This is a genomic window from Bacillus sp. JKS001846, assembly GCF_900176455.1.
Lineage (GTDB): Bacteria > Bacillota > Bacilli > Bacillales > Bacillaceae_G > Bacillus_A > Bacillus_A cereus.
This window is the reverse complement of the sequence record NZ_FWYG01000002.1, coordinates 414,394-439,100: the sequence shown is the minus strand read 5'-3', so window position 1 is coordinate 439,100 and position 24,707 is coordinate 414,394. Positions and strand designations below refer to the sequence as shown.

The following is a 24,707-nucleotide window of genomic DNA, read 5'->3' as shown; positions in this document are numbered from 1 at the left end:
TGATTATATGGAAATCGAAATATGTACTGACGCCCAATATTGGGATGCCTGTATGGAAGAATACAATGGTTCTGTATTTCATAGTTACGAATGGGGAAAGTTAATGGAATTATTACCTGGTGTTCAATTTTTCCCAGTACGAATAGAAACACGAGATACAGTAGTTTTAACTCCTATGTATGTACAGGATGGTAGGCTTTTGGGAAGTTTAATTGGTTATGGAGGTCCAATAATAATTGGCCAAGACAAAATAGATTTTTCGGTTTATGAATCCATAATAAATAAGAAGTTTGAAAATAAAATTCAAAAGCTTTTATTACCTATAACGATAAATCCTTTTCAAAGTTATAGTAAAGAAAAGTGGGATTATAAAGAAACTTATATGTTAGACCTACCAAATAGGTTTGAGGATTTATGGACATCGTGTTCTGGGAAAGCTAGGACAAGTGTTAGGTATGCACGTAAACAGAATGTTGAAGTTCGTCCTATAACTGTAGCGGAATTAGATGAGTTTTACCAATTATATCAAGAACATAATACAAGTATAGGAGCCAGTTATTCATTTAGTAGAGAGTTTTTTTATCATTTAGTTCTTAATTTACAAGAAAAAATCCTTTTCTTAGGGGCATTCTTAGAAGAAGAATTAATTAGTTCCAGCATTTTTATAATGGATAAAAAGGCTTTATATTATTGGATTAATATTAATAATACCGAAGGGAAAAATTCACAATCTTCATATTTACTACTAAATGATGCGTTTGAATTAGCAATTCATAATAAATTAAAGTATGCGGATTTAGGATATTCGCATAATAAAGGGATTGCTAGACCTAAGATATACTGGGGGGCAGCTTTGAAAAAATGTTTTTGTTTAAAAGAAAGGATTTAAACTATGATTATTAGTGGCCACCAACCAAGTTATTTACCTTGGTATGGTTTTTTTGAAAAAATTCATAAATCAGATGTGTTTGTATTTCATGATATAGCACAATTTGAAAAAAAAGGTTTTTTAAATAGAAATCGTATTAAAACTTCACAAGGAGCGTCTTGGCTAACGGTTCCAATACAAATGAAGAATTATAAAGAAATTCCATTTAATAAGTTAAAGATAGACAATACTCAAGATTGGGAACGGAAGCATTGGAAAGCGATAAGAATTAATTATTCTAATGCACCTTACTTTAATGTATATAAGGATTATTTAGAAAGTTTTTATTCGGAAAATTGGCTTAATTTAAATGATATGAACATGAATTTTATTCATTTTATTATCCGTGAATTAAACATTGATACGGAGCTATATTATGTATCAGATTTAGAAGGGATTACAGGTAAGAAAAGTGATTTTGTATTAGAGTTGTGTCAGAAGTTTAATGCCAGTACTTATTATTCTGGAAGTTTAGGGCAAGATTATTTAAACGAAAAAGACTTTGAGAATGAGAATATAGAAATTATTTATCAAAGAATAAGAGATTATTCCTACAAGCAATTATTTGGGGAATTTATACCACATTTATCTATTTTAGATATTTTACTAAATTGTGGGCCAAAGGAAACAGAAAAATTAATTAAAGGAGTCTAAAATTCTATGAATGTACTTGTATTTGCTGCTCATCCAGATGATGAAATAATTGGTGTTGGTGGAACAATAGCGAAACATGTGAAACAAGGTGATGATGTACATGTTGTAATACTTGCAGAGGGAAAATCTTCTAGAGCTAAAGAATATAAAGAGCTAGATTTAGAGGTTAAGAACTTATCGTATAAAGAAACAGAGGGGGCATGTACTACACTTGGTGTAAAAAGTTTTGCAAGACTAGATTTCCCTGATAATCGTCTTGATACATTACCCTTACTTGATGTAGTGAAAGAGATTGAAAATCACATTAAAAAAATAAATCCTACAATTATTTATACTCAATATGGTGGAGATATAAATATTGATCATACTGTTGTTTACAGAGCGGTAATGACAGCGACACGCCCTCTGCCAAATACTAATATCAAATGGGTATTTGCATATGAAACTTTATCTTCTACAGAGTGGAATTATAATGAAAAAGATAAGTTCCATCCTAATTATTTTGTAAATATTGAAGATCATTTGGAGGAGAAATTAAGTGCGATGAGACATTATGAATCTGAGTTAAGGGAATTTCCTCATCCACGCTCTATAGAAGCAATGAGACATAACGCATTTGTATGGGGTGCCAAATCAGGATACCAAGCGGCTGAGGCATTTATGTTAGTAAGGGGGACATGGTAGGTGAAGAGAATATGTTAATACCACAGGTCCCGTTCTTTGGTTTAGATAGTAAACAGATTGACTTAAAATGGGTTGAAAAAGGCTATGGATTAGAAGCAAATATTTTTGATGGGAAATCTTTATTTGATAACTCATATACAAAAAGGTTTTCTGAGGTCCTTTCTTTTGTTCAAACCCTTAATCCATCCTTGTTAACGCTGCATTTTCCTACTGATAATGCAGACTATCTCAATGATGAATTTATTAAAAAGCAACTATATGAATTTATTGACCTTGCTATAAAGTATAATGCATCAGGTATAACAGTGCATGCTAATCAATTCATGAATGTCGCGGAATTTCAAAACTATAATCTTCTTGATAATAGAAAAAGGATTATAGAGTTCTTTAACATGCTAGATGAAGAAATAAAAGGAACTGATATATGGATTGGTGTTGAAAACCTACCCATTATTGGAAACTTGGGTGATGATTTTGATCCTATATTTATATATCCCGAAGATTTTACTGATTTGGTTAATTTGGAGTTATCTAACGTTGGAATAACATGGGATATATGTCATTGGTCTATAACCTATCTTACACGTTTAGGTATTTCTAAATTATTAAGGCAAGAAGAAATTGAATATAAGGATTTTCATAAGTATTTAAGCTTAATGGATCATATTAAACATTTTCATTTTAGTTCTTTTAAGCATTTAACGATTCCTTATAGTGAGGTACGTTGCTATGAGGGAGAGAATCCGGCTAATGGATCTATTAATGAAAGTTTATTACATGAAACTTTATTAAAAGTGAAGAACAATACTTTGGATAAAAACATAGGAATTGTATTTGAGGTTCAGGAAACTGATTATACGAATAGAAAGAGGTCATGGGAGACTCTTAATTGGTTTCATAAAAATATTACTGGTATGCAAACAAAAATGAATTATTTGGAGATATAAAAGGCACTATCGGTCTATTTATTTTTACATGTAACTTGAGTTAGAGATTATTTTAATGAACCTTTTCTTCTAAGTAAGTGTGTTAGGAGGGAAGGTTTTACTATTAATCTTTTTTAATCATAGGGAGGACAAATGAAAAAACTAACTCTTATAAAGAAGCTTATTGTAACTTTTGGGATTTTGTTGCTTTTCCTTTTTAGTAATTTATCTGAGGATGTAATACTAGTACATGCTATGACTAAGAACGACCAAAGTTCTCTCATGTCAGATAAGGTTCGTGCTAGTCGAGCTATTGAACATACACGTTTTCTGTCTGAGAAAATTGGTCCACGTCCAAGTGGGACTAAGGAAGAACATAAAGCAGCTACATACATTGGAGATACATTAAAAAAATTAGGGTATGAAGTTGAGTATCAGGCCTTTCCTGTACCAGATCAATATATTGGGAGTATCTCTTTTAGTGTGTATGGAGAAAAAGAATGGCAAGTTGGAGCAGCATCTAATGCATCTATACCTAAAGATCCTGTCGTAGGACCGGTAGTTTCTATAGGAAAAGAGAACGATATTAAAAATTCACCTGAGCCAATTCATGGGAAAATAGTATTACTGGAACAAGCTGATACGTATGAGAAATATAATGAACAAGTTGAGTATGCAGCAGAAAAGGGAGCAAAAGCTGTATTGTTATATAGTACGATTGGGGATAGAGGCAACTATGGAGAAGCCTTTAACCCAGTTCTAAAAAAGAAACAATCAATACCTGTATTTGGGCTTGCTTATAATCAGGGAATTAGAATGAAAGATAAAATAGTGCATAATAAAAATATAGTTAGTTTAAAGGCAAAACACGAAATGAATTTGAGTTCATTAAATGTTATTGCGAAAAAAAAGCCCAAATACAAGACAGATAATGAGGATGTAGCAATAATGAGTGCTCATTATGATAGTGTTATCGGAGCACCTGGAGCAAATGACAATGCTTCTGGCGTAGGACTTTTATTAGAGTTAGCATACAATTTTAAAGATATAGAGACTAATAAAGAAATTCAATTCATAGCGTTTGGAGCAGAAGAAAATGAATCTTTAGGTGCTTACCATTATGTTAATCAGTTATCTACAACAGATAAGAAACATATTCTAGGGGTTTTTAATGCAGATATGATAGCGACAAGTTACCAACAGGCTAAGGACTTATATGCAATGACACTAGATGGCTCTCAAAATGAAGTAACAAATACTGCGGTAGCCACTAGTAAAGCATTAGGGAAATCGGTTGTATTAACTGGAAAGTTTGATTCTAGTGATCATGTACCATTTTACGAAGCTGGAATTTCCTCAGCACTATTTATTTGGATGGATGTAGAGAGTTGGAATCCCCTAATTTATCATGTTGAAAAGGTATTCCATACACCTCAAGATACCGTTTTAGAAAATATTTCTCCTCAACGTATGCAGGAGGCACTAGAAATTATAGGGACAAGTTTATATTACTTTATCAAAAGATAGGTTTTTTCGGGGGTTTCAGCATAGCCGACTAAATTTAGATTTTAATAATAATATAGTAAAACTTTTATTGGGATAAAAATATACTTTGAGCATAGGCGAGGTAACTATATGAGGAGTACATGGAAAGAATTAAGGGGGATGGACCTTAATGTCTGGATCCGCTTTATCGGGGAAGCTTTAAACGGTATTGCAATGATGATGTTAATGCCATTTTTTGCATTATATTTGAAGGACAAAGTGGATTCTCTACTTGAGGTAGGTATAATTATAGCCTTATCTCCAATTGCAGCAAGTATTGGTTCATTAATTGGAGGGCATATAGCAGATACTTATGGTCGAAAACCAACTATGGTGCTCTCTATGGCCAGTAATGGGCTACTAATGCTTGTTTTTTTGTTTATTGATGGTTTTATAGCATATGCCATTTTATCTATTGGTTTAGGACTATGTAATTCTTTCTTTGAACCAGCGGCATCTGCAATGGTTACCGATGTAACAGAACCCGAAAAAAGAACTGAGGCATATGGATTACTTAGAATGGCTCATAATATAGGAGCTGCAATAGGCCCTATAATTGGTGCAGCAGTTGTGGTTGTATCAAAAGATGTCATATTTTTGATTACTTCTGGAACCATGCTGTTTTATACAATATTAATGTTATTGTTTCTAAAGGAAACAAAACCTAAAAATATCATAATACAAGAGGAAACACATAAACAGTCAATAAGATTTACGTTAAGAGTTGTTATAAGAGATAGAATATTTCTATTTTATATAGTGACGGGAATCATTATATTTATGGGATTCTCACAATCGGAAGGTATGTTACCACTTCATTTTAGTAATGAGGATACAATGATTTTTGGAAATAGTAATCCATTTCCATATTTAATGACTTTAAATGGCTTATTGGTTGTATGTTTTCAATTTCCTATTTCAAAGTGGTTAACTCACAAATCAATTGGTAAATCAATGCTATATGGTGCCATTCTTTTTGGCGTTGGTCTTTTAGCAATAGGGTGGTTACCAAAGTGGTTTCATGTAATAGACGCAAATGATTTAGGGATCCTAAGCTCATTATTAATAGCTTATACAGTTTATACAGTAGGGGAAATGATTATGTCACCTGTTCAAATGACATTTGTTGCTAATATAGCTCCAGAACATTTGAGGGGGACTTATATGGGAGCGGCTAATTTGCAATGGATTACAGGTAATGTATTTGGACCTCTTCTAGGTGGTGTATTACTGGATCAGCTTTTAGGGCATATATTATTTACAATCTTAGGTGTGGGTTGTATTATTTCTGGATTTGTTTACTTACTATTAGATAGACTTATTGAGAATAGAAGTAAAGAAATACCTATAAAACAAACATCTTAATTTTAATATTATTAATGAGTTGAAAATTAAATTTTATGTTTTAAGAAATAGGTAAAGTGCACGTTTATTAATAGTAAACGTACACTTTACTTATTAGTATTTAAAGTTAATTCATATATAGTAATTTTTTAGGTTACAACCTAAGTATATAAAAGTAAGTTACTGCTTCTGTTAATCAATTACAACTAAACTCCTTGATTTATCAATATGATTAAGTAACATACGATACTCTTCTTCGTACATAGTTACACGTTGTAGAATGGACTGATTTTCTGCCTCTAAATTTTCTATTTGGTTTTGTAACTTTGTAAATTCATTTGTTTTTTTATAATTTTTTAGAAAGAGAATAATATCATCTAATGTCATAGATAAAGAATTTGTTTCTTTTTTTTGTTCAGAGAGAGAAATATTGTTTCCCACTTTTCGATTTTGTTTTGCTTGTTGTATTTCCTCTTGGTATTGTTTTCTCACGTATGAATTCCAACGAAATCCACAAGCCGCAGGTGTCCTATTTAGTAATTTTGCTACTTCTTTGAATGCAGCTAACTGTGTTCCACCGTTACGAATATTCTGGAGTACTGTTGATGCGAGAAGTAAATCGTTATCGTTAGTCCAGGAATCTTGTCTTGAGATTTCCACGTTTTGCCCCCTTTATATGTTTTATATTACATATATGCAATTACCTATAATGATAGAAGCCTAACATCTATTAAAATATTTAGGACTAAGTGGATGCAATTAGACATTCTTTAAAATGCGAAATTGCATAAAAAATTAGATTGACTATTTGCTAAGGGTGTAACTATAATAGTTACATTTATGGAACTAAATTAATAGGTTTGATGGTATGAAGTAGTTGTATTAATGATATATAAGCAATTATTAAAAAATGAACGGAGTTGGAAATATAAGAAGCTTATATAAAAAGAATTAAGGCCATATAAAGCATTTTATAATCATATATAAATTAAAAGAGGTGCACATTTTGAAAATTTTTAAGGGAATTATAGTTTCTTCAATTGCGTTAACAGCATTTAATGGGGTGGGTGGATTACTTCCAAGTGATAAATCAGAAGTTGCCTATGCAGCTAGTTACAATTATTCAAATAAGCAATTAAATTCTAATGTACATAAGCAAGTTACGAAACAATTAATTTTGAAATTTAAAAATGAAGTAAATTTACCATATCAGGATGGGGTAGAAAAATTCATTAAAGAAGAAAAACAAGACCCTGAATTAATTAAAATTTTAGCCGAATATCCAAATGTAACTATAAATCGACTTTTTAGTTCTTTAAATCCTAAAGAAATTAAAGATTTAGGTAGAGAAATAAACGACTCCGAACATATTTCTTCCAATTTGCTAAACTATTATATTGTAGAAAATCAAGGTGATATTGATGTACAAGCCTTACTTGCAAAGTTTGAGAAATCATCTCTTATTGAAACGGCATATCTACAGGAAGAAGAAACGCCACCTGAAGAGCGTTTACCAAATTTATCTGTTAATCCATATGATGAGCCTAGACTTACAAGACAAGGTTACCTTGAACCAGCACCATTAGGAATTAATGCACCTTATGCTTGGGGTATAAATGGTGGAGACGGAAAAGGAATAACTTTTGTAGATATGGAGTATGGTTGGTTATTAAGTCATGAAGATTTAGTGAATCAGAAGATAGAATTGATGTCTGGGCAGAATAAGAGTGAACACCATGATCATGGTACCTCAGTATTGGGAATTGTTTCTGCAGAGGATAATAACATAGGTGGAATTGGGATTGCACCAAAGGCTAAGGTAAAGGTTGTATCCCAGATTAGGGATAACGGAAATTATAATACAGCTGATGCTATTTTAAGTGCCGTTAACAATATGCAAGCTGGAGATATTCTTTTACTAGAGGCACAAGCAACTTACGATGGATATGGAGATAAGAACTATTTTCCTGTGGAAGTAAAACCAGACATATTTGATGCAATTCGTATGGGAACAAATAAGGGAATTATTATTATTGAAGCAGGTGCAAACGGTGGAAATGACTTGGATCAATTTAGAGACCGTAATGGTAAACAGGTTTTAAATCGTAATAGTCCTGATTATAAAGATTCAGGGGCAATTATGGTTGGGGCAGCTTCTGCAAGGGTTCCTCATAAACGTTCATATTTCTCTAATTACGGTAGTAGAGTGGATGTGTATGGATGGGGGAATGCAGTAGATACTACAGATGCTAAACCAAGTGAATTTATAACAAATCTATATACATCTAGTTTTGCTGGAACATCTAGTGCATCGCCTATTATTGCTGGTGCTGCTGCATCAATTCAAGGAATTGCAAAAAATAATAAGGGAAAAGTATATACACCAAGCCAGCTTAGGAATATTTTAAGCGACCCTAGTACTGGAACGAAATCTAACGATCCAATCTCTGATAAAATTGGTGTTTTACCTGACTTAAAAGCCATTTTATCTAAACTTGGTTTTTCACCAAACTTAGGGAATGATTCTTCCATTGTATTTCCTGAAGAACAAGAAATAAATAAAGGAAATCAAGGCTCTACTATTACGTTCCCGAAAGAGGATACCGATAATAGTGAAGGGAACTCTAATTTCATTTTCCCAGAATAATAAAAATACCTCCTATTTAGAATGAGGTAAAATAGTTTACTCAATAAGAACAAAGGATATGAATTCAATAGAAATATGAATTCATATCCTTTTAATTTTATGCTGTTTTTACTACCTTACAAAAACGTAATGTTAGCGTAATGGAAATGAATTTTGGTAGCAAATAGATTAGGATATAATTTTTGTGAGAAAAGATATGAGGTGAGTAATATGAAACGAATAGTGCTTATGTGTAGTGTTTTTGTTTTCTTTACAGTAATATTAACAGGTTGTAACCTAAACCGTCTTGGTACAGATACATATTATGTGCAAATTACCAAAGATGGTGAAAAATTAAAAGAGAAAAATGTAAATGGGGATACGACTTACCAATATAAATTACCTGGATTTGATAAGGATGGTAAAGAGAAAGAAATGGAGTTTACAGCGTTAAAAAACCTTCGTAAAGAAGCATTTTTACGTATATATTACTCTGAGAAAAAAGGTGTGAAATCTTGGGAAGAGGTTAAGAAAGACGAACTCCCTACAAAAGTAAAAGAAAAATTAAAGGTGGATTAATATATATAAGTCTTTGTTAGAGCAATATATCCTTAAATTATTAGAATGTATATTAAAATAGGCTAAAGTTCTTCAGAGTTATAAAAGTAAGAGGCTGACAGTTATTGTCAGTCTTTTACTTTTGCAAGAAGAAAATATAAAAGACATTTAACAGGCGAAGTGTTGGATTATAAACAATTATTTAAGATTCAAAGCTACAACATACCTATTCCTGAACTATAATAATTTTAGGCCAGAAATAAGCTTCTAGTTTTGTTTAAGTATTTGCAGTAGTTTAAAGGCTTGATGATTGGTTATGATATAATAAAATTCAAGTATACTAAGGGGGATTAATGAGATGATTTTTCAAAGCATGATAACAGCTATTATAGAAAAATTACAAGAGACGGTGAATCCCTATTGGATAATTGTGTTTGGATCAACGGCTGAGAACAGAGAACGAGAAGATAGTGATATTGATATAGCTTATTTAAGTGACACAACTTTAGGGAACTATGAACGTTTTTTATTAGCACAGGAGTTAGCTAACATTGTTCATAGAGATGTTGATTTAGTTGATTTATCCGAAGCTTCTACAGTTTTTCAAGCTCAGATTATACATACAGGAAAGACAATATTTTGTTCGGATGAAAAACGTAAGGTTATTTTTGAAATGAAAACCTTAAAAATGTATTCAAAGTTGAATGAAGAACGACAGATAGTATTTGATGATATAAAGAAAAGAGGTTCTATATATGAAGAATGAGGTTATTTTAAATAAAATTTCTACAATAGAGCGTTGTATAAAAAGAATCCAAGATGTATATGGAAATGACCCTGAAAATTTAGAGGACTTTACAAAACAAGATTCAATAATATTGAACATACAAAGAGCTTGTGAAGCGAGTATTGATTTAGCAATGCATATTGTTGCAGGGAAAAAATTAGGACTACCCCAATCTAGTCGAGAGGCCTTTGATTTATTAGTTACAGCAGGACTACTTAGCGCAGAGCTGGCAAATAAGTTAAAGGCGATGGTTGGATTTCGTAATATTGCTGTACATGATTATCAAAGTGTAAATTTAGATATTGTTCGTCAAATTATTGAAAAACATTTAACTGATTTTAAACTATTTACAAAAGAAGTTATGGGGATATTAGAATTTTAGGTAAAAGAATAGAATAATTAAGTTAAGATAAATTAAAAAAGAGATCTAATAATGGTCATCTCCCTGTCAAGTAGACAGTAATAAAAAGAGTATTATGCCACGGCCTTTTCCCGATATTCTATCGGGGAAAGGCCGTGAAGTTTTTCTTGGAATCTTTCTGTATTATAAAATTGAATATATTCTTGAATTGCTCGGTAGGCCATTTCATATGTTTTTGGGCACACTAAATACAACTTCTCTGTTTTTAAATGTGAGAAGAATGATTCGATACACGCATTATCAAAACAGTTTCCACGTCTAGAATGACTACCGACAAATCCTAATTTCTCTAACTGTTTTGCGTAGGATTTAGATGTATATTGAAACCCTTGATCTGAATGGAAAAGGGGCTTAGTAGTTAATGACTTCCCTTCTAATTGACGTAATGTAGTTAAAACCAAATCTAAATCATTTCTTGAAGATAGCTTCCAGGCAACAATTTCATTGTTGTATAAATCTAACACAGCTGACAAATAGGCAAATTGTTCTCCGATTCGTACATAAGTAATATCTGTTACGAATTTTTGATTTTGCTTTTCAGCTTGAAACTCTCGATTCAAATGATTTTTAAATACCACAGATGTTTTTCTTCCATAAAACGGACGTTTTTTTCGAATGATAGATTGAATACCCAGCTCTCTCATAAGACGACGAACACGTTTATGATTCATTACCATTCCTTCTCGAGCCAAAGCACGAGTCATACGTTTATACCCATAGTAAGGGTGCTGACGATGAATAGATAAAATATGTTCTTTATGCCACATATCCCTTTTCTGACGTAAACGCTGCACGTTATGATATTTCCGCCATTTATAGTAGCCAGCCTTAGAAACTTCCGCGATTTGAAGCAACCATCGGAGTGGATAGGCTTGGCGTAATGAATCGATAAGAGAAAATCGTTCTTTCTTTAGGACCATTCCTTCCCGTGTAGATTTGGATTGCGCTTTTTTAAATACTCAACCTGTGCCTTCAAATAAGCATTTTCTTCTTCTAGACTATTAAAATTCTTTCGATTCCAGACACCACGTTGATCATCAAAGGACTCCCCTTGTTGCGCACGTTTTACCCACTCAATAATCTGGGCATCGCTCTTCACACCGAGTTGTTCACGAATTTCTCGCAATGATTTTCTCTCTTCTAATCGAAGACGAACTGCTTCTCGCTTTAGTTCTTCTGTATATTTTTGAAATGATTGTCCTTTTCTTGCCATAAAAAAATCCCCTCCAGATAAAACAGTATTGAGTCCATCATATCAGATGGACTCTTTTTTTACTGTCTACCTATAGGGGATAATACCAATAAATAGGTCTCTTTTTTAATTTCGAAAAACATTAAATAAGACCAGTCTCCATTCCTCACCGATAAACACATTAAAATAAATAGTAACGAATCTAGTGTGAAATTTTTAAGGCGATAAATATGAAATTAAAAATCATGTTTAGTAGTCTATTAATTATTATAGTTGTTCTGGTAGGCTACAACTTTGATGTCATCAATTTAAAAAATATAAGTAGAAGTGGAAAGAATGGAGCACCAGAGGCTTCATATCTTCCATCGGATATATTTCCAGAAACAGCTGGACATATAAAGGGTGCGAGTGTTCAATATATAGCCCTATGATAACTGAGGAGCGGTTTCTTGCATAGGGGAGGAAGTTAAGGGAATTAAATGACGGTATGAAGTTTAAAATTGTGGTGGAGTAAAAGAATTATAGCTGTTAATAGAAGTAGATTGTACTTATTTTCTCGTATAAAGTGAAAAACGAAAAATTTGCAATGATAAAGAAGTGAAATGATTAAACAATATAAGCAGAAGATCCAATAATTACAGAAATATTGTACCGCTTAATATTAAATTCTATAAAGTGTTATTGTATTAAGGAGAGGAAATATAAAAACTTTAGCATTATTATTTATAGATGTGATGGCTATCATATCTTTAGTATTGTTATATAAGGGAGAGCTAAAAATTAGCTGTATTTTAATGCTTATAACAATTGCATGTTTTTGGTTATACGTACATAAACGTTTGGAGTCCTTAAATATTGCTATGAATATAGTGAAACAATCAAGATAAAAGAAAAAAGTTTTTTAAAAGGTATTACTACTTGCTTTAGCTTTATTCCAGAAATTAAGAAAGGTGATGTTAATGAAAAAATATTGGCATAAGCTATCGTTGCTTCAAAAAAATGTATTACTAACGGTATTAGTAATTCTGACCCTTGTTGGAAGTATGGGAGCGTTAAGTTTTAATATGTTTCAAAGTAGTATGATGTCTATATTTGAGAGGCAGTCTTTTGAAACAGGTGATGCGGTATTAAATCAATTAGATCTAGAAATAGTAAAAGATGTAGCAAAAGACCCCACAGCACAAAGAGTGAAGAAAGAAAAATTGACAGAGCAATTAGATAAAGCTATAAAAGATATGAAAAGTGTTGGGCAAACATATGTTACAGGAGCCAAGCTAAATGATAAAGCTGAATTACAAATAGTAGCTTTGGATACACAATTAGCAAATACTGTTTCTGTAAAACCAGGTGAATACTATGAGCAGCCTACTTATTGGATGAAAACATATGATAAAGTAATGCAAACAAAACAGGCACAAATGACAGAAGTGTATGAAGATGAATTAGGGTTCTGGGTAACAATTTTAGAGCCAGTTACAGATGAAAATAAAAATATAATTGCAATTGTTGCAGCGGATTTGGATGCTTCTATTATTCCTCTTACAAAGAAACAATTTATGATACAAGGTTTACTATTTATTATAATTTCATTAACAATCGCAATTACAATTCAAATATTTATCTCACGAAACTCTCTATCGCCTTTAAAGGATTTACAAGAAGGGTTACGTAAAGTTGGTGAAGGGGATTTAAGTATTAAATTGAATGAAAAATCTGATGATATAGGGATAACTAATACCTATTTTAATAATACTATTAAAAAGTTCAATAGTATTATAGATAAAGTAAGGCAGACTGCTGAGCAGGTTTCGACATTTTCACAGGAATTATCGGTAAGTACAAAAGAGAATAGCATAGCCTTTAAAGAAATTGCAAGTGCTATTACAGGATTAAATTTAGGAGCACATTCTCATGAATATGTAGTGCAAAAATGTTTAGGGATTGTTCAAGAAATGGAAAGTAAGATGAAAGAAATTAAAGGAGCTGCAAAACAAGTTGGCAATGCTTTGGAAGACATGGACCAGCATTCTGTAGAGGGAAAAGATTTGATTAAGCAAATCGTGAATCAAATGAAAAGAATCAAAGATACAGTTCAGGATGTATCTTCTAGTATTTATGCATTAGAAGTACGATCTAAGGAAACTCATGAAATTCTTACTGTAATTACAACCATTTCAAATCAAACAAATTCATTAGCTTTAAATGCTTCTACTGAATCCTCATGTGCTGGAGAGATGGGAGAAGAATTTTCAGGTGTTGCGGACGAGGTACGTATATTAGCGGAAAGAACCGAGGCATCTGCAAGGGATATAGCTAAATTAATTGGTGAAACCCAGGCTGAAGCAGAAAGAGCTGTAAAATCCATACAGAAGAGTTCAAAGGAAGTTGAATCAGGAATAACACTTGTTCAAAGTAGTGGTGCTTTCTTTGAAAAGATTTCAGAATCTGCACAATCTGTTACAAATCAAATTAAAGCGAATTCGAATAATTCAAGTGACATTCTAAAAGATAATCAAACAATTGTTCAGTTTGTAAATGAATTATCACACATTGTAAATACATATGTGAATAGCAGTAGTAATGTGGAGACAAGTATGAAAGAGCAAGAACTATATGTACAAGATATTGCAGAGTTAGCAAATTCTTTGAATTGGCTCTCGCAAGAGTTACAGGGGTTAATAGGGGAATTCAAAAGTAAGTAGGATAGAAGAAGGTGTAGGTATAGAGTATGACCTATACCTTTATTTATTCCCACATCAGAGATGAAAGCTTAGGTATATATGAAAAATAGCTAAACGAATAATTTTTTTGCATATTTTGTTGGAAATAGAGCATGATATTACCAAATTCAACGGAGGTGTTTAAAAAATGCAAATTCGCGAAAATAATAATTCAAACGAAATCTTAATAGCAGCTGCAGCAAGTGCAATTGAGCAAATGAAGTATGAAATTGCTCAGGAGTTTGGCGTTACACTTGGACCAGATTCAACATCACGAGCAAATGGTTCAGTAGGTGGAGAGATTACGAAACGTTTAGTTCGTATGGCGCAAGAGCAGTTATCTGGTCAATATAAAATTCACTAAAGTTAAAGGTATATCCCATTGAAGGGATATACCTTTTTAATTTGCTTTTAAAGAGGATCGTTACATTTTTTATTGTTGGTTAAGTTTAGAAACCGCAAATTTAGCTGTGAAATTCATTTTCTTCATGTAAGAAGAATTTACTCCTGCTTGAAATTGAACAGAAATATTACCGTCTTTTTGTGCTTTGAATACGCGACCATATGGTGAATTAGCATTGTATGTGCCAATTACTTGATTATCTGCATCAAAGACTGTATAAGAAATTGGGAACCCGGAATTTTGTACAAAGACTGTAAGTTCTTCCCCTTTACTAAGATTAAATGATTCTTTTTGAGAAACTTCATAGGAATTCATAGAGTAATATTTTGTAACTTCTTGAATTTCTAAATTCGTAGTTGCCGCACTCGCTTTTGGTGCCTCTACTCCTGGTAAATTCATACCTGATAGTACTGCAATTCCTAGTGCCCCTGCTAAAATAACTTTTTTCATAATGCCAGTTCCTCCTTTAATATATGTTGAGATTTGAAAAGGAAGTGAAAATACCACTTCTTGAAACCATTATAGTTACAATGAGAATGACTTTCAATATGGTTTGATATGTAATTCTGCATACATAAGGTGGCGCTATAAGATAATCTATCTGAGATTTAGAATATTCTTAGAAGAAGAGGAGGACAAATTTTTAAAACTATGAATGGAATTGTAGCTGTTTTTTTTATATACGTTGGTTTTATAAGTGAATATTTTGTTGAGTTTATTTTTGTTCGTTTACTTTAAATGAAATATTTTAATGTTGATAAAGTTTTATGAATTGGGATTATTGAACAAAAATGAGATATTGTGTGTTATGCTAAAGGAGTAACAAAGCACACCATCCTGATAATATTGTGTATATTTACCCTATGTATGTCGTTTGTATTAGAAATAAGAAGTCTCTTAAAAAGAGACTTCTTATTTTTGTATGGAGGGGGGTATTATAGATGGTTGATTATTATCAAATCTTTTTAATTACAATGACAGGTAGTGCTTTATTTTTTTACATACAACATGCTGGAAACCAACAAAAAGAAACAAATGGACATTCTTTGTTGTAGTATTTTTCTTTTTAAATTATTTATTTCTTAAATTTGTATAGGTGAATGTAGGTAGGGATACGTTTTTATAATGGATATTTTTAAAACTATAATAAGGATTCAAATAAATAATACGATGAATAATTCCTAAGATGAAAATTGTATTAGCTAGTGAGAAAGAGGCATGTTATTAAATATTAGGGGTATGAGAAGGTAAGGAATCTAGGGAAAGGTAAAAAAAGAATATAAAAAGGAGTCGCTATTTGACTCCTTTTTATATGGGATAGCTAAATTATTGGAAATATTACCTACTGAAATACTTTTTCAATTGTAGGCATAACAGCTATTGGTGGTAGGGATTTAGTCCATGCAGCTGCATATACATTTAATTTCTCACCTAATGTGTAGTTTTCATCATCTGAAACAGGAACTCTTAAAATCTTATTTTGAGAAACTAGATCCCACCAATCATGTTGATAAGCAAGAGCTTCATCTTTTGTAGGCGTAGCTGCAACTACTAAATAATTGTTCTCTACTGAAATGACATATCCAGTAAAAGGTTCTTGTTCTTGGTTCTGAATAGAATGAACAGGAATATTGTTGGCGGAAATCTTGTTAGAATCTGCAAAGGCCGGTGTTAATCCGAATGTAAATCCACATCCTAGTGTTAAAGCTGTTACCGTTGTTACGAATGTTTGTTTTTTGTTAAACATGATATATCCCCCTTATATTTTATCCTTACACTATCCATTTTCAATTTACATACATATAAAGCCTTTTAATATTAAGATACTTAACAATTCTGTCACAATTATTCCATAAATGTTAATATTATCTATTAATGGAATTGGTTTTATGTTATAATTCACTAGGTGAACTATTATTGTTCATTTCATCTCTTGATGAATGTATGCCCTTCCTTAAGTGTAAAGATGTTCGATTTTATTGGTGAAGAGAGGATATATCCCTCTTCTTTTTTTATTAATATGGGACTTTAGGGAATGAACAGAAAAAGAACCCTATGGGGTTCTTTTTCTAGGCATATTAACAGTAAGGAGAGTAATGAAATGCTATTTTCAAATCTTTACAAGGAGAAAAATTTGAAAAAGCTTATCATGTTATTATTTTTACATACATGTAATATAAAGTGAATTGATAATATTTAGACTTACTATTACTAATATTTAATTAAGATAGTTAGTACTACATTAATAGTGTTAACTATCTTGATTGGTATGGAATGTGATAGAAAGCATAAGTTTGCCGCAAACTTATGCTTTCAGGATTTGAAGAATATTCTTAATATGGATTTTAAAGAAAATACAAAATTTTCACTAGATGTGAGAAAAAGGAATCGAAAATATCCTTTAAAATAAGATATATTGGGTCAAAAAATTAGAGGGCACCAATTCATTAAAGCAGTAAAAACGTTTTAATGAATTAGTGTCCTGTTTGTTTTAAAAAGAGAATATATTTTCTCAACAGGACAAATGGTAATCAGCTATAAGTATTAATTATAAGAATAAAAGGAAAATAGAAATTAATAATAAAAGAGAATGCGAAATGATAACATTAATATCTGAAAGAAATCTAGCTGAAATCCAAGAAGACGATGTAGATGTATTAAAAGTAATGGCACATCCTGTTCGATTACAAATTGTAAATGAATTAATGCAACATAAAGTCTGCAATGTTACACAGTTAACAGAGATATTGAGACTCCCACAATCCACTGTTTCACAACATTTATCAAAATTGAGGGGAACCGTACTCCGCTCAGAAAGAAGAGGGATAGAGATGCATTATTTTATAGATAATGCTAAGGCACGTCAGATTGTTGAAATTTTAGGTTTGTAGGTTAATAATACATAAAAGGTTTTCTGTTACAAGGCAGGAAACCTTTTTTATATGTATAACTAATTGTGTGTTAAACCATACCACTAGTTAAAGAGAATATATATATGGCGGACCTTTTAAAATAGATACAATTACGTGAAACTTATAATAAGAAGTGAAAGGAAATGTTTAATGATTTTAAATTTGTAGCAAATAATCTGATTTATATCCAATTTCATAACCATTTGAAGAAATGATTATGAAATGCCAACTATTGGAGCATCTATTGAAAAGGGGAATAGTTTATGGAATTAGTAAATGATAGAGCCATGTTACGATTAATGCATGTAAATGATATCGAAAGCTTATTTACCATAGTAGAAGGAAATGAAGGTATATGGAAGTATTTAACAACTGAAATGGATAGCCATCAAGATATGGAGCAGTATGTTCAAGTAGCAATAAAAGGTTTTGAAGGGGAAACTGATTTACCATTTGTTGTTGTAGATCAGAAAACGAATGAAATTGTAGGCAGTACACGTTTGTACAGTATTTCAAATGATAACAAAACGGTTGAACTTGGGCAAACGTGGTATCATCCAAGTGTACATCGTACAAGTATAAATACTGAGTGTAAGTATATGTTATTGCAATATGCTTTTGAAGAGTTACACATGTTACGTGTGCAAATAAAAACGGATTTACGAAATGAAAAAGCACAAAGCGCAATTGAAAGGCTAGGTGCTGTAAAAGAAGGTGTATTGCGAAACGAAAGACAATTGCCAAATGGTTATGTACGGGATGCAGTTGTATATAGTATTATTGCAAGCGAATGGCCGGTTATAAAAGAACAACTTTTACAAAAACTAGCTGTATATAAATAAAGAGAATATATAATGCTTCTATATTTTCGAAAAATAAAAAGGGAAAGAAAGCTCACTGGTTTCGAACTTAAAATGTTCATCATAACACAAGTTGGTTACATTCTTTTTGGGATCTATTTTATATAGACTTTGCAAGATGTGTCCTTAGATTGAACTACCCCCACTTTCACTTCGTTTAGAAGTGAGGGATTCCTAAGTAAAGAGTTCTATCGAACTCTAATTGATTAGGCTAACCCCGCAGTCCTTGCGGTTAGAAGCCTTATCGCTTCATTCTTTAGATTGATACTTGCGTTAATATCCCTATCATGGTGTGTACGACAAGAAGGACAGTCCCATTCACGTAGGTTTAGATTTTTAACGTCTTTATTTTGATATCCACAACAAGAACATAGTTGGCTGGAAGCAAATGTTTTCGATACGACAATGACTTGTTTGCCATACCATTTTGCTTTATATTCTAAAATTGATCGAAATTGCGACCAAGATACCTCACTAATTGCTTTTGCTAACTTATGATTCTTTAACATATTCGATACTTGCAAATCCTCTATACCGATAACATCGTGGTTTTTGATGATTTCAGTTGAAATTTTGTCCAAGTAATCTTTTCTAGCATTTGATATGTATTCATAAATTCTAGCTACCTTTACTCGTTGTTTATTCCAGCGAGAAGATCCTTTCATTCTTCTAGAAAGAACACGCTGTGCTTTCGCCAACTTATCTTCTAATGATCGGAAAAACTTCGGATTTTCATAGTGTGTTCCATCTGACAAAATAGCGAAATCTTTTAGTCCTACATCTATTCCAATGTAAGAATGTGTTTTCGGAAGTTCTTGTACTTCTGTTTCAACTAATAGTGACACAAAATATCTACCTGAAGAGTTCCGTCTAACTGTAGCATTTACAATACGCCCCTCTACTTCGCGACTTTTGGCAAATCGAACGAGGCCTAGTTTCGGCAACTTTATTTTGTTCCCTATAACGGCAATGTTTTCATTTGTTTGTTTTGTGGTATAAGATTGTACGTTGTTCTTCTTAGATTTAAAGCGCGGTGCGCTGTTTTGTTTTTTGAAAAAGCGTGTATACGCATCTGCAAGGTTGCGAACAGACGACTGAATCGCAATACTATCCACTTCTTTTAGCCAAACCAGCTCTTTCTTCATGGCAGGTAGTTTGGCAGAGCATGTACCATAGGTCAAGCCTTTTCCTGTCTCTTTGTATGCGTGATCCCATAAGGATAGGAAATGATTGAATACAAAGCGAGAACACCCAATCGTTTTGTTGATTAGAATTGCTTGTGCTTGATTTGGATAGATACGAAACTTATAGGCTTTATTCATCATTATTTGATTCACCTCCATTTTGGTATATGACTATTATAAAACGAACATGCGTTCGGTAGGTAGTGGAGTAATACTTTCTATATGTCGAACAATTAAGGTGGCTTCCTGCCATCCCTTGTTCGAAGCCAATTCATCTCCCACCTACTCACTGGACTGTGACCCTTCACGCTCCTTGAGGAAGGAGTCTTCTTGGCTAAAATGATAAAACAAAAAGGATATTGAAAAGATCTTAATATTCATATCAAGATCTTTTCAATATGTAAAATTATTTCACTGCCTCTTTTAATTCTTTTCCAGCTTTAAAAGCAGGTGCTTTTGAAGCTGCGATTTGCATTTCTTCACCTGTTTGTGGGTTACGTCCTGTACGTGCAGATCTTTCACGTACTTCAAATGTACCAAAACCAAGAATCTGTACTTTCTCTCCATTTGCTAACGCATTTGTTATTGTATCTAATAACGCTTGTGTTGCTGTTGCAGCATCTTTTTGTGTAAGTTCAGCTTTTTCTGCTACTACTTTTGTTAATTCTGTTTTATTCATTTTCTGCACCTCTTCATATGTAATTAGGTGACTATTATAACGTGTGTGTATTCATGACGCAATTATACTGTACTTAGAAAAAGCCATAGCAAGAGCAAGAGGACAATGTCTGTGTAAAAGATATAAGAAGAATATTAATTATCGCTTTAAACTCTGTTCATATTTCTTTACATCTTCCATGGTTTTAAATATTAACACATCAAAAACTCCTTTTTCATTCCCACATACGACAACAAAACCATCTGTTGCTTCCAGAATTCTACCGACGCCACCATCTGTAAGTGAAATATTGGTGAGATGTTTTACGTTCAGTTTTTCTTCTTTTTGAATGTAAGTAGTTATGGGTGTTCCTACAGGAAATGCGTCTGTGATCTCTTTTGTTGTATATGTGCCATCATCTATTGATTGAGTTTTAGCTATAATAGAATCAGTTTGATTGGCACATCCTGTTGAACATATTAAAAGAATTCCAGTAATAATACTTACACAAGCTGTTTTTACCATTCACAAAATCCTCCTATAACTGTTCGTATTTTCAACCCATTTAGGGTAACAAATTATATATACGAAGTTTGTTGTTTTATGTGAGTCGTAAATGAACAAAGATACAGGTATTTTGCCAGAATATGTTTCAAACAAAAGAAAAGACACCCAAAGGTGCCTTCCTGCGACTGGAACCATCGTAATATGGTATTGGGTGCCAACCTGATTATTTTTTACCACATTAAGTAATTTTGGTTGTTGAGAAATATAATTCAAATCTATATGTTGTTTATTTTTGCTTCGTTAGCTTTTTTGTAATGGATTCTTCAACCTGTTCAGATTTACTTTTAATTTCATCGGTAATTGCTATCTTGCTACCTGGGTGCACACAATAACAGGATTTGTTGTACCAGAACAAAAAAAGTGATTAAATGTAAAAAAAGTTAAAATTCAAAACGTATGTTATTATTATATTAAGAATTATAAATTAAAGGTGGCATCTGGAAGGGAATAGTTAAAAATGAAAACAATAAAGGGGAAGTTATCTTTTAGCATTGATATTATAGGTTGTATCCTTTGCATTATAATGCTTATTATAAGTCTTGGTAATTTTAGAACATGGGTGCACCCTTTTTTATTTCTTGTCTGTGGACTAATTTTCTTCATTAATATAGTAAATACCCGTAAGGGAAAAGGGCGTAATTCAAATTAAAATAAAATTCTATCCGTATAACCCAAAAACGCTATTCTTTTTGTAGAAATATACAGAGAGTATGGCATTTTTTATGAATTTTTTGTTCCAAGATAAACTTCAATGATTTGCTAAGGGATTATATCAATATTTTCCTCCTTCACTTTTAGAACAGCTTGCTAGAGGGGGAGATTTTATTTAAAGAAAGGGAGATTTTGTGATGTTACCTGATTATATAAAGATAGCTTATGAGATAGCCAAAAAAGCCCATGCTGGACAAGTAGATAAAGCAGGTATGGATTATATTAAACACCCTGAGGCAGTTGCTAGCTTTGTAAATACGACCGAAGAGAAGGCTACTGCTTATTTGCATGATGTTCTGGAAGATACTGAGATAATAGCTGCTGATTTATTAAATGCTGGTATACCTCATAACGTAGTTGAGGCAGTGCAGGTACTGACAAAAGAGAAATACACACCTTATTTTGAGTATCTGAGCAAAGTGAAAGAAAATTCTCTTGCCCGTACAGTCAAACTTGCAGATTTAAAACATAATTCTGACCTCTCACGACTTGCTAGGATAACAGATAAAGACCTAAAACGATTGGAGAAGTATCGCAAAGCGATTAAATTTTTAGAGAAATAAAAGAAACAGCAATTTCTTTAGCTGCAATTTCCTAGAGTACTAGTCGTTTGAAGAGACAACTTCTTGCAAATATTCAATGTTCCTTATATTATATTTTTAACAAAATGTGAAAAATAATACACAATATGTTAAAAATTATATGCAAAATGTTAAAAATAGGATAAAATATATATGGGAGGTGGAGGTAGTTGTTAAACAACCGGATAGTTGTTTGTCGTGCCGAAAAAGGTTGGACACAGCAAGATTTAGGAGAGAGAGTAGGTGCTAGTAGACAGACTATCGCTTCTATGGAAAGGAATAAATATAATCCCTCTTTAATTCTTGCATTTAAAATAGCCCAAGCTTTTGGAAAACCATTAGAGGAAGTTTTTGAATTTAAGGAGGAATAAACAAATGGAATTTATAAAGTATGCTGTAATTATTATTATAGTTTTATCATGCTTAAGTGAATTATATATGTTTAAATTTCAAAAAAGCCCAGAGGCAAGAGATGAGAGAGGTTTAGAAATTCAGTATAAAACTACTAATTTTTTATATAATACTCTTTATCTGGGAATATTTATATTATTTTTCCTTAACATACTTCAGTATATTACAGCAGAACAATTTGTGAATATCCTCTTATATTTCTTTATTTCTTTAGGGATAATAAAAGTTGCTTATTCATATTGGAGAAGGAGCTATTAAATATAAAAAGAAATACTAAAAATAAGGTTCATATTTTTAATATACTTATTTCTGAATTAATAATAGATTATTTTCTGCGGAGGTATTAGTACTTAATATTAAGAGAAATTAGCCGCAGCTTACTAATATAATTATAGATACACCTATGTACTTAAAGAATAAATACAGGTTTTTTATAAGCATGGAAAAATTGCAGTTTCAATTGAAACTGCAATTTTTAATTCTTCCTTGCCATTATAGGGGAGGGGATTTGAAGTGTGCTAAGACAAAGTCATTTTAGTAAATTTGCTTCATTTTAAAATAAGTTTGAATGAAGGAGACAATTTGCTAAATACACTATGTTGTTCATTTCCTTCTTGGTTCATACCTGCTTGATAAGAAGAAAATCCTTTATACGTTTTTCTTTTCCATTGCCATAAGCCATTATTTTGATCGAATTCACCATAGTAATGATTGTAATCAAGTTTGTTTCCTGTGTTTTTATTAAAATTATTGCTAATAAAAATACGACTATTACTTGCATAGATTTCGTTATTGGTAATCACATTGTTACGAAGATCGTAATTTAATTCAATTTGACCACTCTCTTGATCTTTTGTGTCATTTTTATAAATCAAATTGTTGGTAATCGTGTTATTTTGAGCGTATCCTTGCTGACTGTCATATCCACCAATTGCAATGCCACCCATAGTATTGTTAGATATTGTATTATCTCTAACTGTAATTTGACTTGCACTTTTCCCCGCATGTTCGCTAGCTACTTCAATACCGAGGTCGTTTTCATAGCTCTGATTTTGCTCAATGATAATTTCCTTTCCACCATCCACGTAAATACCATCAGCTGAATATTCGTTATAACTAGTATTATTGATGGATGAATTGTGATGGACAATGTTATTACGAACAACTCCATTTCGTGCCTGATCTAAAGAAGCTACTGGCGATACGCCTTCATGTCCAATCAGGACAATTCCGATGTTGTTGTTATCATGTACTTTGTTATTGGTAACTTCAAAGGAATCTACATTTCCATTCACAGCAATTGCTTCACTCAGTCCTAACTTCAAATTTGCTACTTCGTTATTATCGATGACAATATGATTTAAATTATTTTGAGCACTAGATGAAGTACCGTATACAGCAATACCGTGTGCATTTCCATCCTTAACATTTGCTTCAATGTGGTGAATATAATTATTTCTAATATCAATGTAACTTCCTGTTCCAGTGATATAAATACCAATAGGGGTTTCGTTAACTTTCGTTGACTTTAAGTTACGAAATTCTAATCCTTTTACTTGAATATAGTTTTTGTCTTCTATTGTAAATAACCCATCATCTTCTAACTTGACTTTAGAACCATCAAGAATGACTTTTTCATCTTGGTAATTTTGAAAAGTAATGGGTGCTCCTGAGGTACCAGAATGAGCGACACGAACTTTTTGGTTATAAACTCCGCCTCTTATGTAGATTGTACTTCCTTCTTTTGCGACATTAGCAGCTTTTTGAATGGTAGCGAAAGGTTGATCTAATGTACCAGGATTGAGGTCATTTCCTGTTGGAGATACATAGTAATTTGTAACAGGGTTTGCATTGCTATTGGATTGTGCAAAGGTAGAGGCAGGGAGTGTGAAAATTAACATACTGAAAGAAAGGATAAAGATAAAAAGCGATTTTTTTAATGAGGGAAATATTGTTTGATATTTCATCATGATCCTCCTTCTTTATAAGCATTCCTTCTCAACTATATAATTCAAACAGACGATTTATATCTTGT

General features: G+C 32.1%; 26 protein-coding genes. 18 read left to right on the top strand and 8 right to left on the bottom strand.

Features of this window, described 5'->3' with window-relative positions; genetic code table 11:
• The first annotated feature begins 7 nt into the window (after positions 1 to 7).
• The 6 genes from B9A45_RS31125 to B9A45_RS31100 all read left to right on the top strand — a co-directional run bounded on the left by B9A45_RS31125 (position 8) and on the right by B9A45_RS31100 (position 6,102).
• Positions 8 to 889: a GNAT family N-acetyltransferase gene (locus B9A45_RS31125; protein WP_084065919.1), complete on the top strand. Its 882-nt coding sequence runs from the start codon at positions 8 to 10 to the stop codon at positions 887 to 889.
• 3 nt (positions 890 to 892) lie between these two features.
• Positions 893 to 1,582, top strand: a complete 690-nt coding sequence (locus tag B9A45_RS31120) for a WbqC family protein (RefSeq protein WP_084065918.1) — start codon at positions 893 to 895, stop codon at positions 1,580 to 1,582.
• A gap of 6 nt (positions 1,583 to 1,588) precedes the next feature.
• Positions 1,589 to 2,266 carry a PIG-L deacetylase family protein gene (locus B9A45_RS31115; protein ID WP_084065917.1) on the top strand — a complete coding sequence of 226 codons (678 nt, stop codon included), beginning with the start codon at positions 1,589 to 1,591 and terminating at the stop codon, positions 2,264 to 2,266.
• 11 nt (positions 2,267 to 2,277) lie between these two features.
• Entirely contained in the window at positions 2,278 to 3,213 is a 936-nt protein-coding gene (locus B9A45_RS31110; protein ID WP_084065998.1) for a TIM barrel protein, read from the top strand.
• A 132-nt stretch (positions 3,214 to 3,345) separates the two neighbouring features.
• Positions 3,346 to 4,719, top strand: a complete 1,374-nt coding sequence (locus B9A45_RS31105) for a M28 family metallopeptidase (RefSeq protein ID WP_084065916.1) — start codon at positions 3,346 to 3,348, stop codon at positions 4,717 to 4,719.
• Positions 4,720 to 4,827: 108 nt separating this feature from the next.
• On the top strand, positions 4,828 to 6,102 hold the full coding sequence (locus tag B9A45_RS31100; RefSeq protein ID WP_084065915.1) for an MDR family MFS transporter: 1,275 nt from the start codon (positions 4,828 to 4,830) through the stop codon (positions 6,100 to 6,102).
• Between the two features lie 171 nt (positions 6,103 to 6,273).
• Here B9A45_RS31100 and B9A45_RS31095 read toward each other — a convergent pair whose 3' ends face one another.
• Positions 6,274 to 6,741 (bottom strand): RsfA family transcriptional regulator, encoded by a 468-nt coding sequence (locus B9A45_RS31095; protein WP_084065914.1) that lies wholly within the window; start codon positions 6,739 to 6,741, stop codon positions 6,274 to 6,276.
• Positions 6,742 to 7,087: 346 nt separating this feature from the next.
• Here B9A45_RS31095 and B9A45_RS31090 point away from each other — a divergent pair, with 346 nt between their 5' ends.
• The 4 genes from B9A45_RS31090 (at position 7,088) to B9A45_RS31075 (ending at position 10,434) form a co-directional block, all read left to right on the top strand.
• Entirely contained in the window at positions 7,088 to 8,728 is a 1,641-nt protein-coding gene (locus B9A45_RS31090; protein WP_084065913.1) for a S8 family peptidase, read from the top strand.
• A 210-nt stretch (positions 8,729 to 8,938) separates the two neighbouring features.
• Complete coding sequence (locus B9A45_RS31085; RefSeq protein ID WP_084065912.1) at positions 8,939 to 9,286, top strand: YxeA family protein; 348 nt, start codon at positions 8,939 to 8,941, stop codon at positions 9,284 to 9,286.
• Positions 9,287 to 9,623: 337 nt separating this feature from the next.
• Positions 9,624 to 10,031, top strand: a complete 408-nt coding sequence (locus tag B9A45_RS31080) for a type VII toxin-antitoxin system MntA family adenylyltransferase antitoxin (RefSeq protein ID WP_000577223.1) — start codon at positions 9,624 to 9,626, stop codon at positions 10,029 to 10,031.
• Entirely contained in the window at positions 10,021 to 10,434 is a 414-nt protein-coding gene (locus B9A45_RS31075; protein WP_061139844.1) for a type VII toxin-antitoxin system HepT family RNase toxin, read from the top strand. The genes B9A45_RS31080 and B9A45_RS31075 overlap by 11 nt, the downstream gene beginning before the upstream one ends.
• Positions 10,435 to 10,526: 92 nt before the next feature.
• On the opposite strand, the gene B9A45_RS31070 is transcribed toward B9A45_RS31075, so the two are convergent.
• Positions 10,527 to 11,686 (bottom strand): IS3-like element ISBth8 family transposase gene (locus B9A45_RS31070; RefSeq protein WP_087874946.1). Its coding sequence is split into 2 segments (ribosomal slippage): positions 10,527 to 11,428 and positions 11,428 to 11,686, totalling 1,161 coding nucleotides; the frame shifts between segments, so codons are not numbered across the junction.
• 209 nt (positions 11,687 to 11,895) lie between these two features.
• Here B9A45_RS31070 and B9A45_RS31065 point away from each other — a divergent pair.
• From B9A45_RS31065 to B9A45_RS31055, 3 genes are all read left to right on the top strand, one after another.
• Complete coding sequence (locus B9A45_RS31065; protein ID WP_256891739.1) at positions 11,896 to 12,096, top strand: hypothetical protein; 201 nt, start codon at positions 11,896 to 11,898, stop codon at positions 12,094 to 12,096.
• Between the two features lie 528 nt (positions 12,097 to 12,624).
• Positions 12,625 to 14,367, top strand: a complete 1,743-nt coding sequence (locus B9A45_RS31060) for a methyl-accepting chemotaxis protein (protein ID WP_084065911.1) — start codon at positions 12,625 to 12,627, stop codon at positions 14,365 to 14,367.
• Between the two features lie 166 nt (positions 14,368 to 14,533).
• On the top strand, positions 14,534 to 14,749 hold the full coding sequence (locus tag B9A45_RS31055) for an alpha/beta-type small acid-soluble spore protein (protein WP_001167049.1): 216 nt from the start codon (positions 14,534 to 14,536) through the stop codon (positions 14,747 to 14,749).
• Positions 14,750 to 14,818: 69 nt separating this feature from the next.
• Here the strand turns inward: B9A45_RS31055 and B9A45_RS31050 are convergent, their stop codons facing one another.
• Positions 14,819 to 15,238: a hypothetical protein gene (locus B9A45_RS31050; protein ID WP_084065910.1), complete on the bottom strand. Its 420-nt coding sequence runs from the start codon at positions 15,236 to 15,238 to the stop codon at positions 14,819 to 14,821.
• Between the two features lie 892 nt (positions 15,239 to 16,130).
• Complete coding sequence (locus B9A45_RS31045; RefSeq protein WP_000482313.1) at positions 16,131 to 16,535, bottom strand: DUF3221 domain-containing protein; 405 nt, start codon at positions 16,533 to 16,535, stop codon at positions 16,131 to 16,133.
• Positions 16,536 to 17,385: 850 nt separating this feature from the next.
• On the opposite strand from B9A45_RS31045, the gene B9A45_RS31040 reads away from it, so the two are divergent.
• On the top strand, positions 17,386 to 17,679 hold the full coding sequence (locus B9A45_RS31040) for an ArsR/SmtB family transcription factor (protein WP_017657775.1): 294 nt from the start codon (positions 17,386 to 17,388) through the stop codon (positions 17,677 to 17,679).
• 284 nt (positions 17,680 to 17,963) lie between these two features.
• Positions 17,964 to 18,542, top strand: a complete 579-nt coding sequence (locus B9A45_RS31035; protein WP_084065909.1) for a GNAT family N-acetyltransferase — start codon at positions 17,964 to 17,966, stop codon at positions 18,540 to 18,542.
• Between the two features lie 224 nt (positions 18,543 to 18,766).
• Here B9A45_RS31035 and tnpB read toward each other — a convergent pair whose 3' ends face one another.
• From tnpB to B9A45_RS31020, 3 genes are all read right to left on the bottom strand, one after another.
• Positions 18,767 to 19,885: an IS200/IS605 family element RNA-guided endonuclease TnpB gene (tnpB, locus tag B9A45_RS31030; RefSeq protein WP_084065908.1), complete on the bottom strand. Its 1,119-nt coding sequence runs from the start codon at positions 19,883 to 19,885 to the stop codon at positions 18,767 to 18,769.
• Positions 19,886 to 20,150: 265 nt separating this feature from the next.
• A complete protein-coding gene (locus B9A45_RS31025) occupies positions 20,151 to 20,423 on the bottom strand; it encodes an HU family DNA-binding protein (protein WP_061655541.1) in 273 nt (90 codons plus the stop codon).
• A 138-nt stretch (positions 20,424 to 20,561) separates the two neighbouring features.
• Positions 20,562 to 20,927: a hypothetical protein gene (locus B9A45_RS31020; RefSeq protein WP_084065907.1), complete on the bottom strand. Its 366-nt coding sequence runs from the start codon at positions 20,925 to 20,927 to the stop codon at positions 20,562 to 20,564.
• 890 nt (positions 20,928 to 21,817) lie between these two features.
• Between B9A45_RS31020 and B9A45_RS31010 the strand changes: the two genes are divergently transcribed.
• The 3 genes from B9A45_RS31010 to B9A45_RS31000 all read left to right on the top strand — a co-directional run bounded on the left by B9A45_RS31010 (position 21,818) and on the right by B9A45_RS31000 (position 22,930).
• Positions 21,818 to 22,243 carry an HD domain-containing protein gene (locus B9A45_RS31010; protein ID WP_084065905.1) on the top strand — a complete coding sequence of 142 codons (426 nt, stop codon included), beginning with the start codon at positions 21,818 to 21,820 and terminating at the stop codon, positions 22,241 to 22,243.
• A 188-nt stretch (positions 22,244 to 22,431) separates the two neighbouring features.
• Positions 22,432 to 22,632, top strand: a complete 201-nt coding sequence (locus tag B9A45_RS31005; RefSeq protein WP_000933886.1) for a helix-turn-helix transcriptional regulator — start codon at positions 22,432 to 22,434, stop codon at positions 22,630 to 22,632.
• A 4-nt stretch (positions 22,633 to 22,636) separates the two neighbouring features.
• Positions 22,637 to 22,930 carry a hypothetical protein gene (locus tag B9A45_RS31000; protein WP_084065904.1) on the top strand — a complete coding sequence of 98 codons (294 nt, stop codon included), beginning with the start codon at positions 22,637 to 22,639 and terminating at the stop codon, positions 22,928 to 22,930.
• A 290-nt stretch (positions 22,931 to 23,220) separates the two neighbouring features.
• On the opposite strand, the gene B9A45_RS30995 is transcribed toward B9A45_RS31000, so the two are convergent.
• Complete coding sequence (locus B9A45_RS30995; RefSeq protein ID WP_084065903.1) at positions 23,221 to 24,639, bottom strand: right-handed parallel beta-helix repeat-containing protein; 1,419 nt, start codon at positions 24,637 to 24,639, stop codon at positions 23,221 to 23,223.
• Positions 24,640 to 24,707 lie beyond the last annotated feature (68 nt).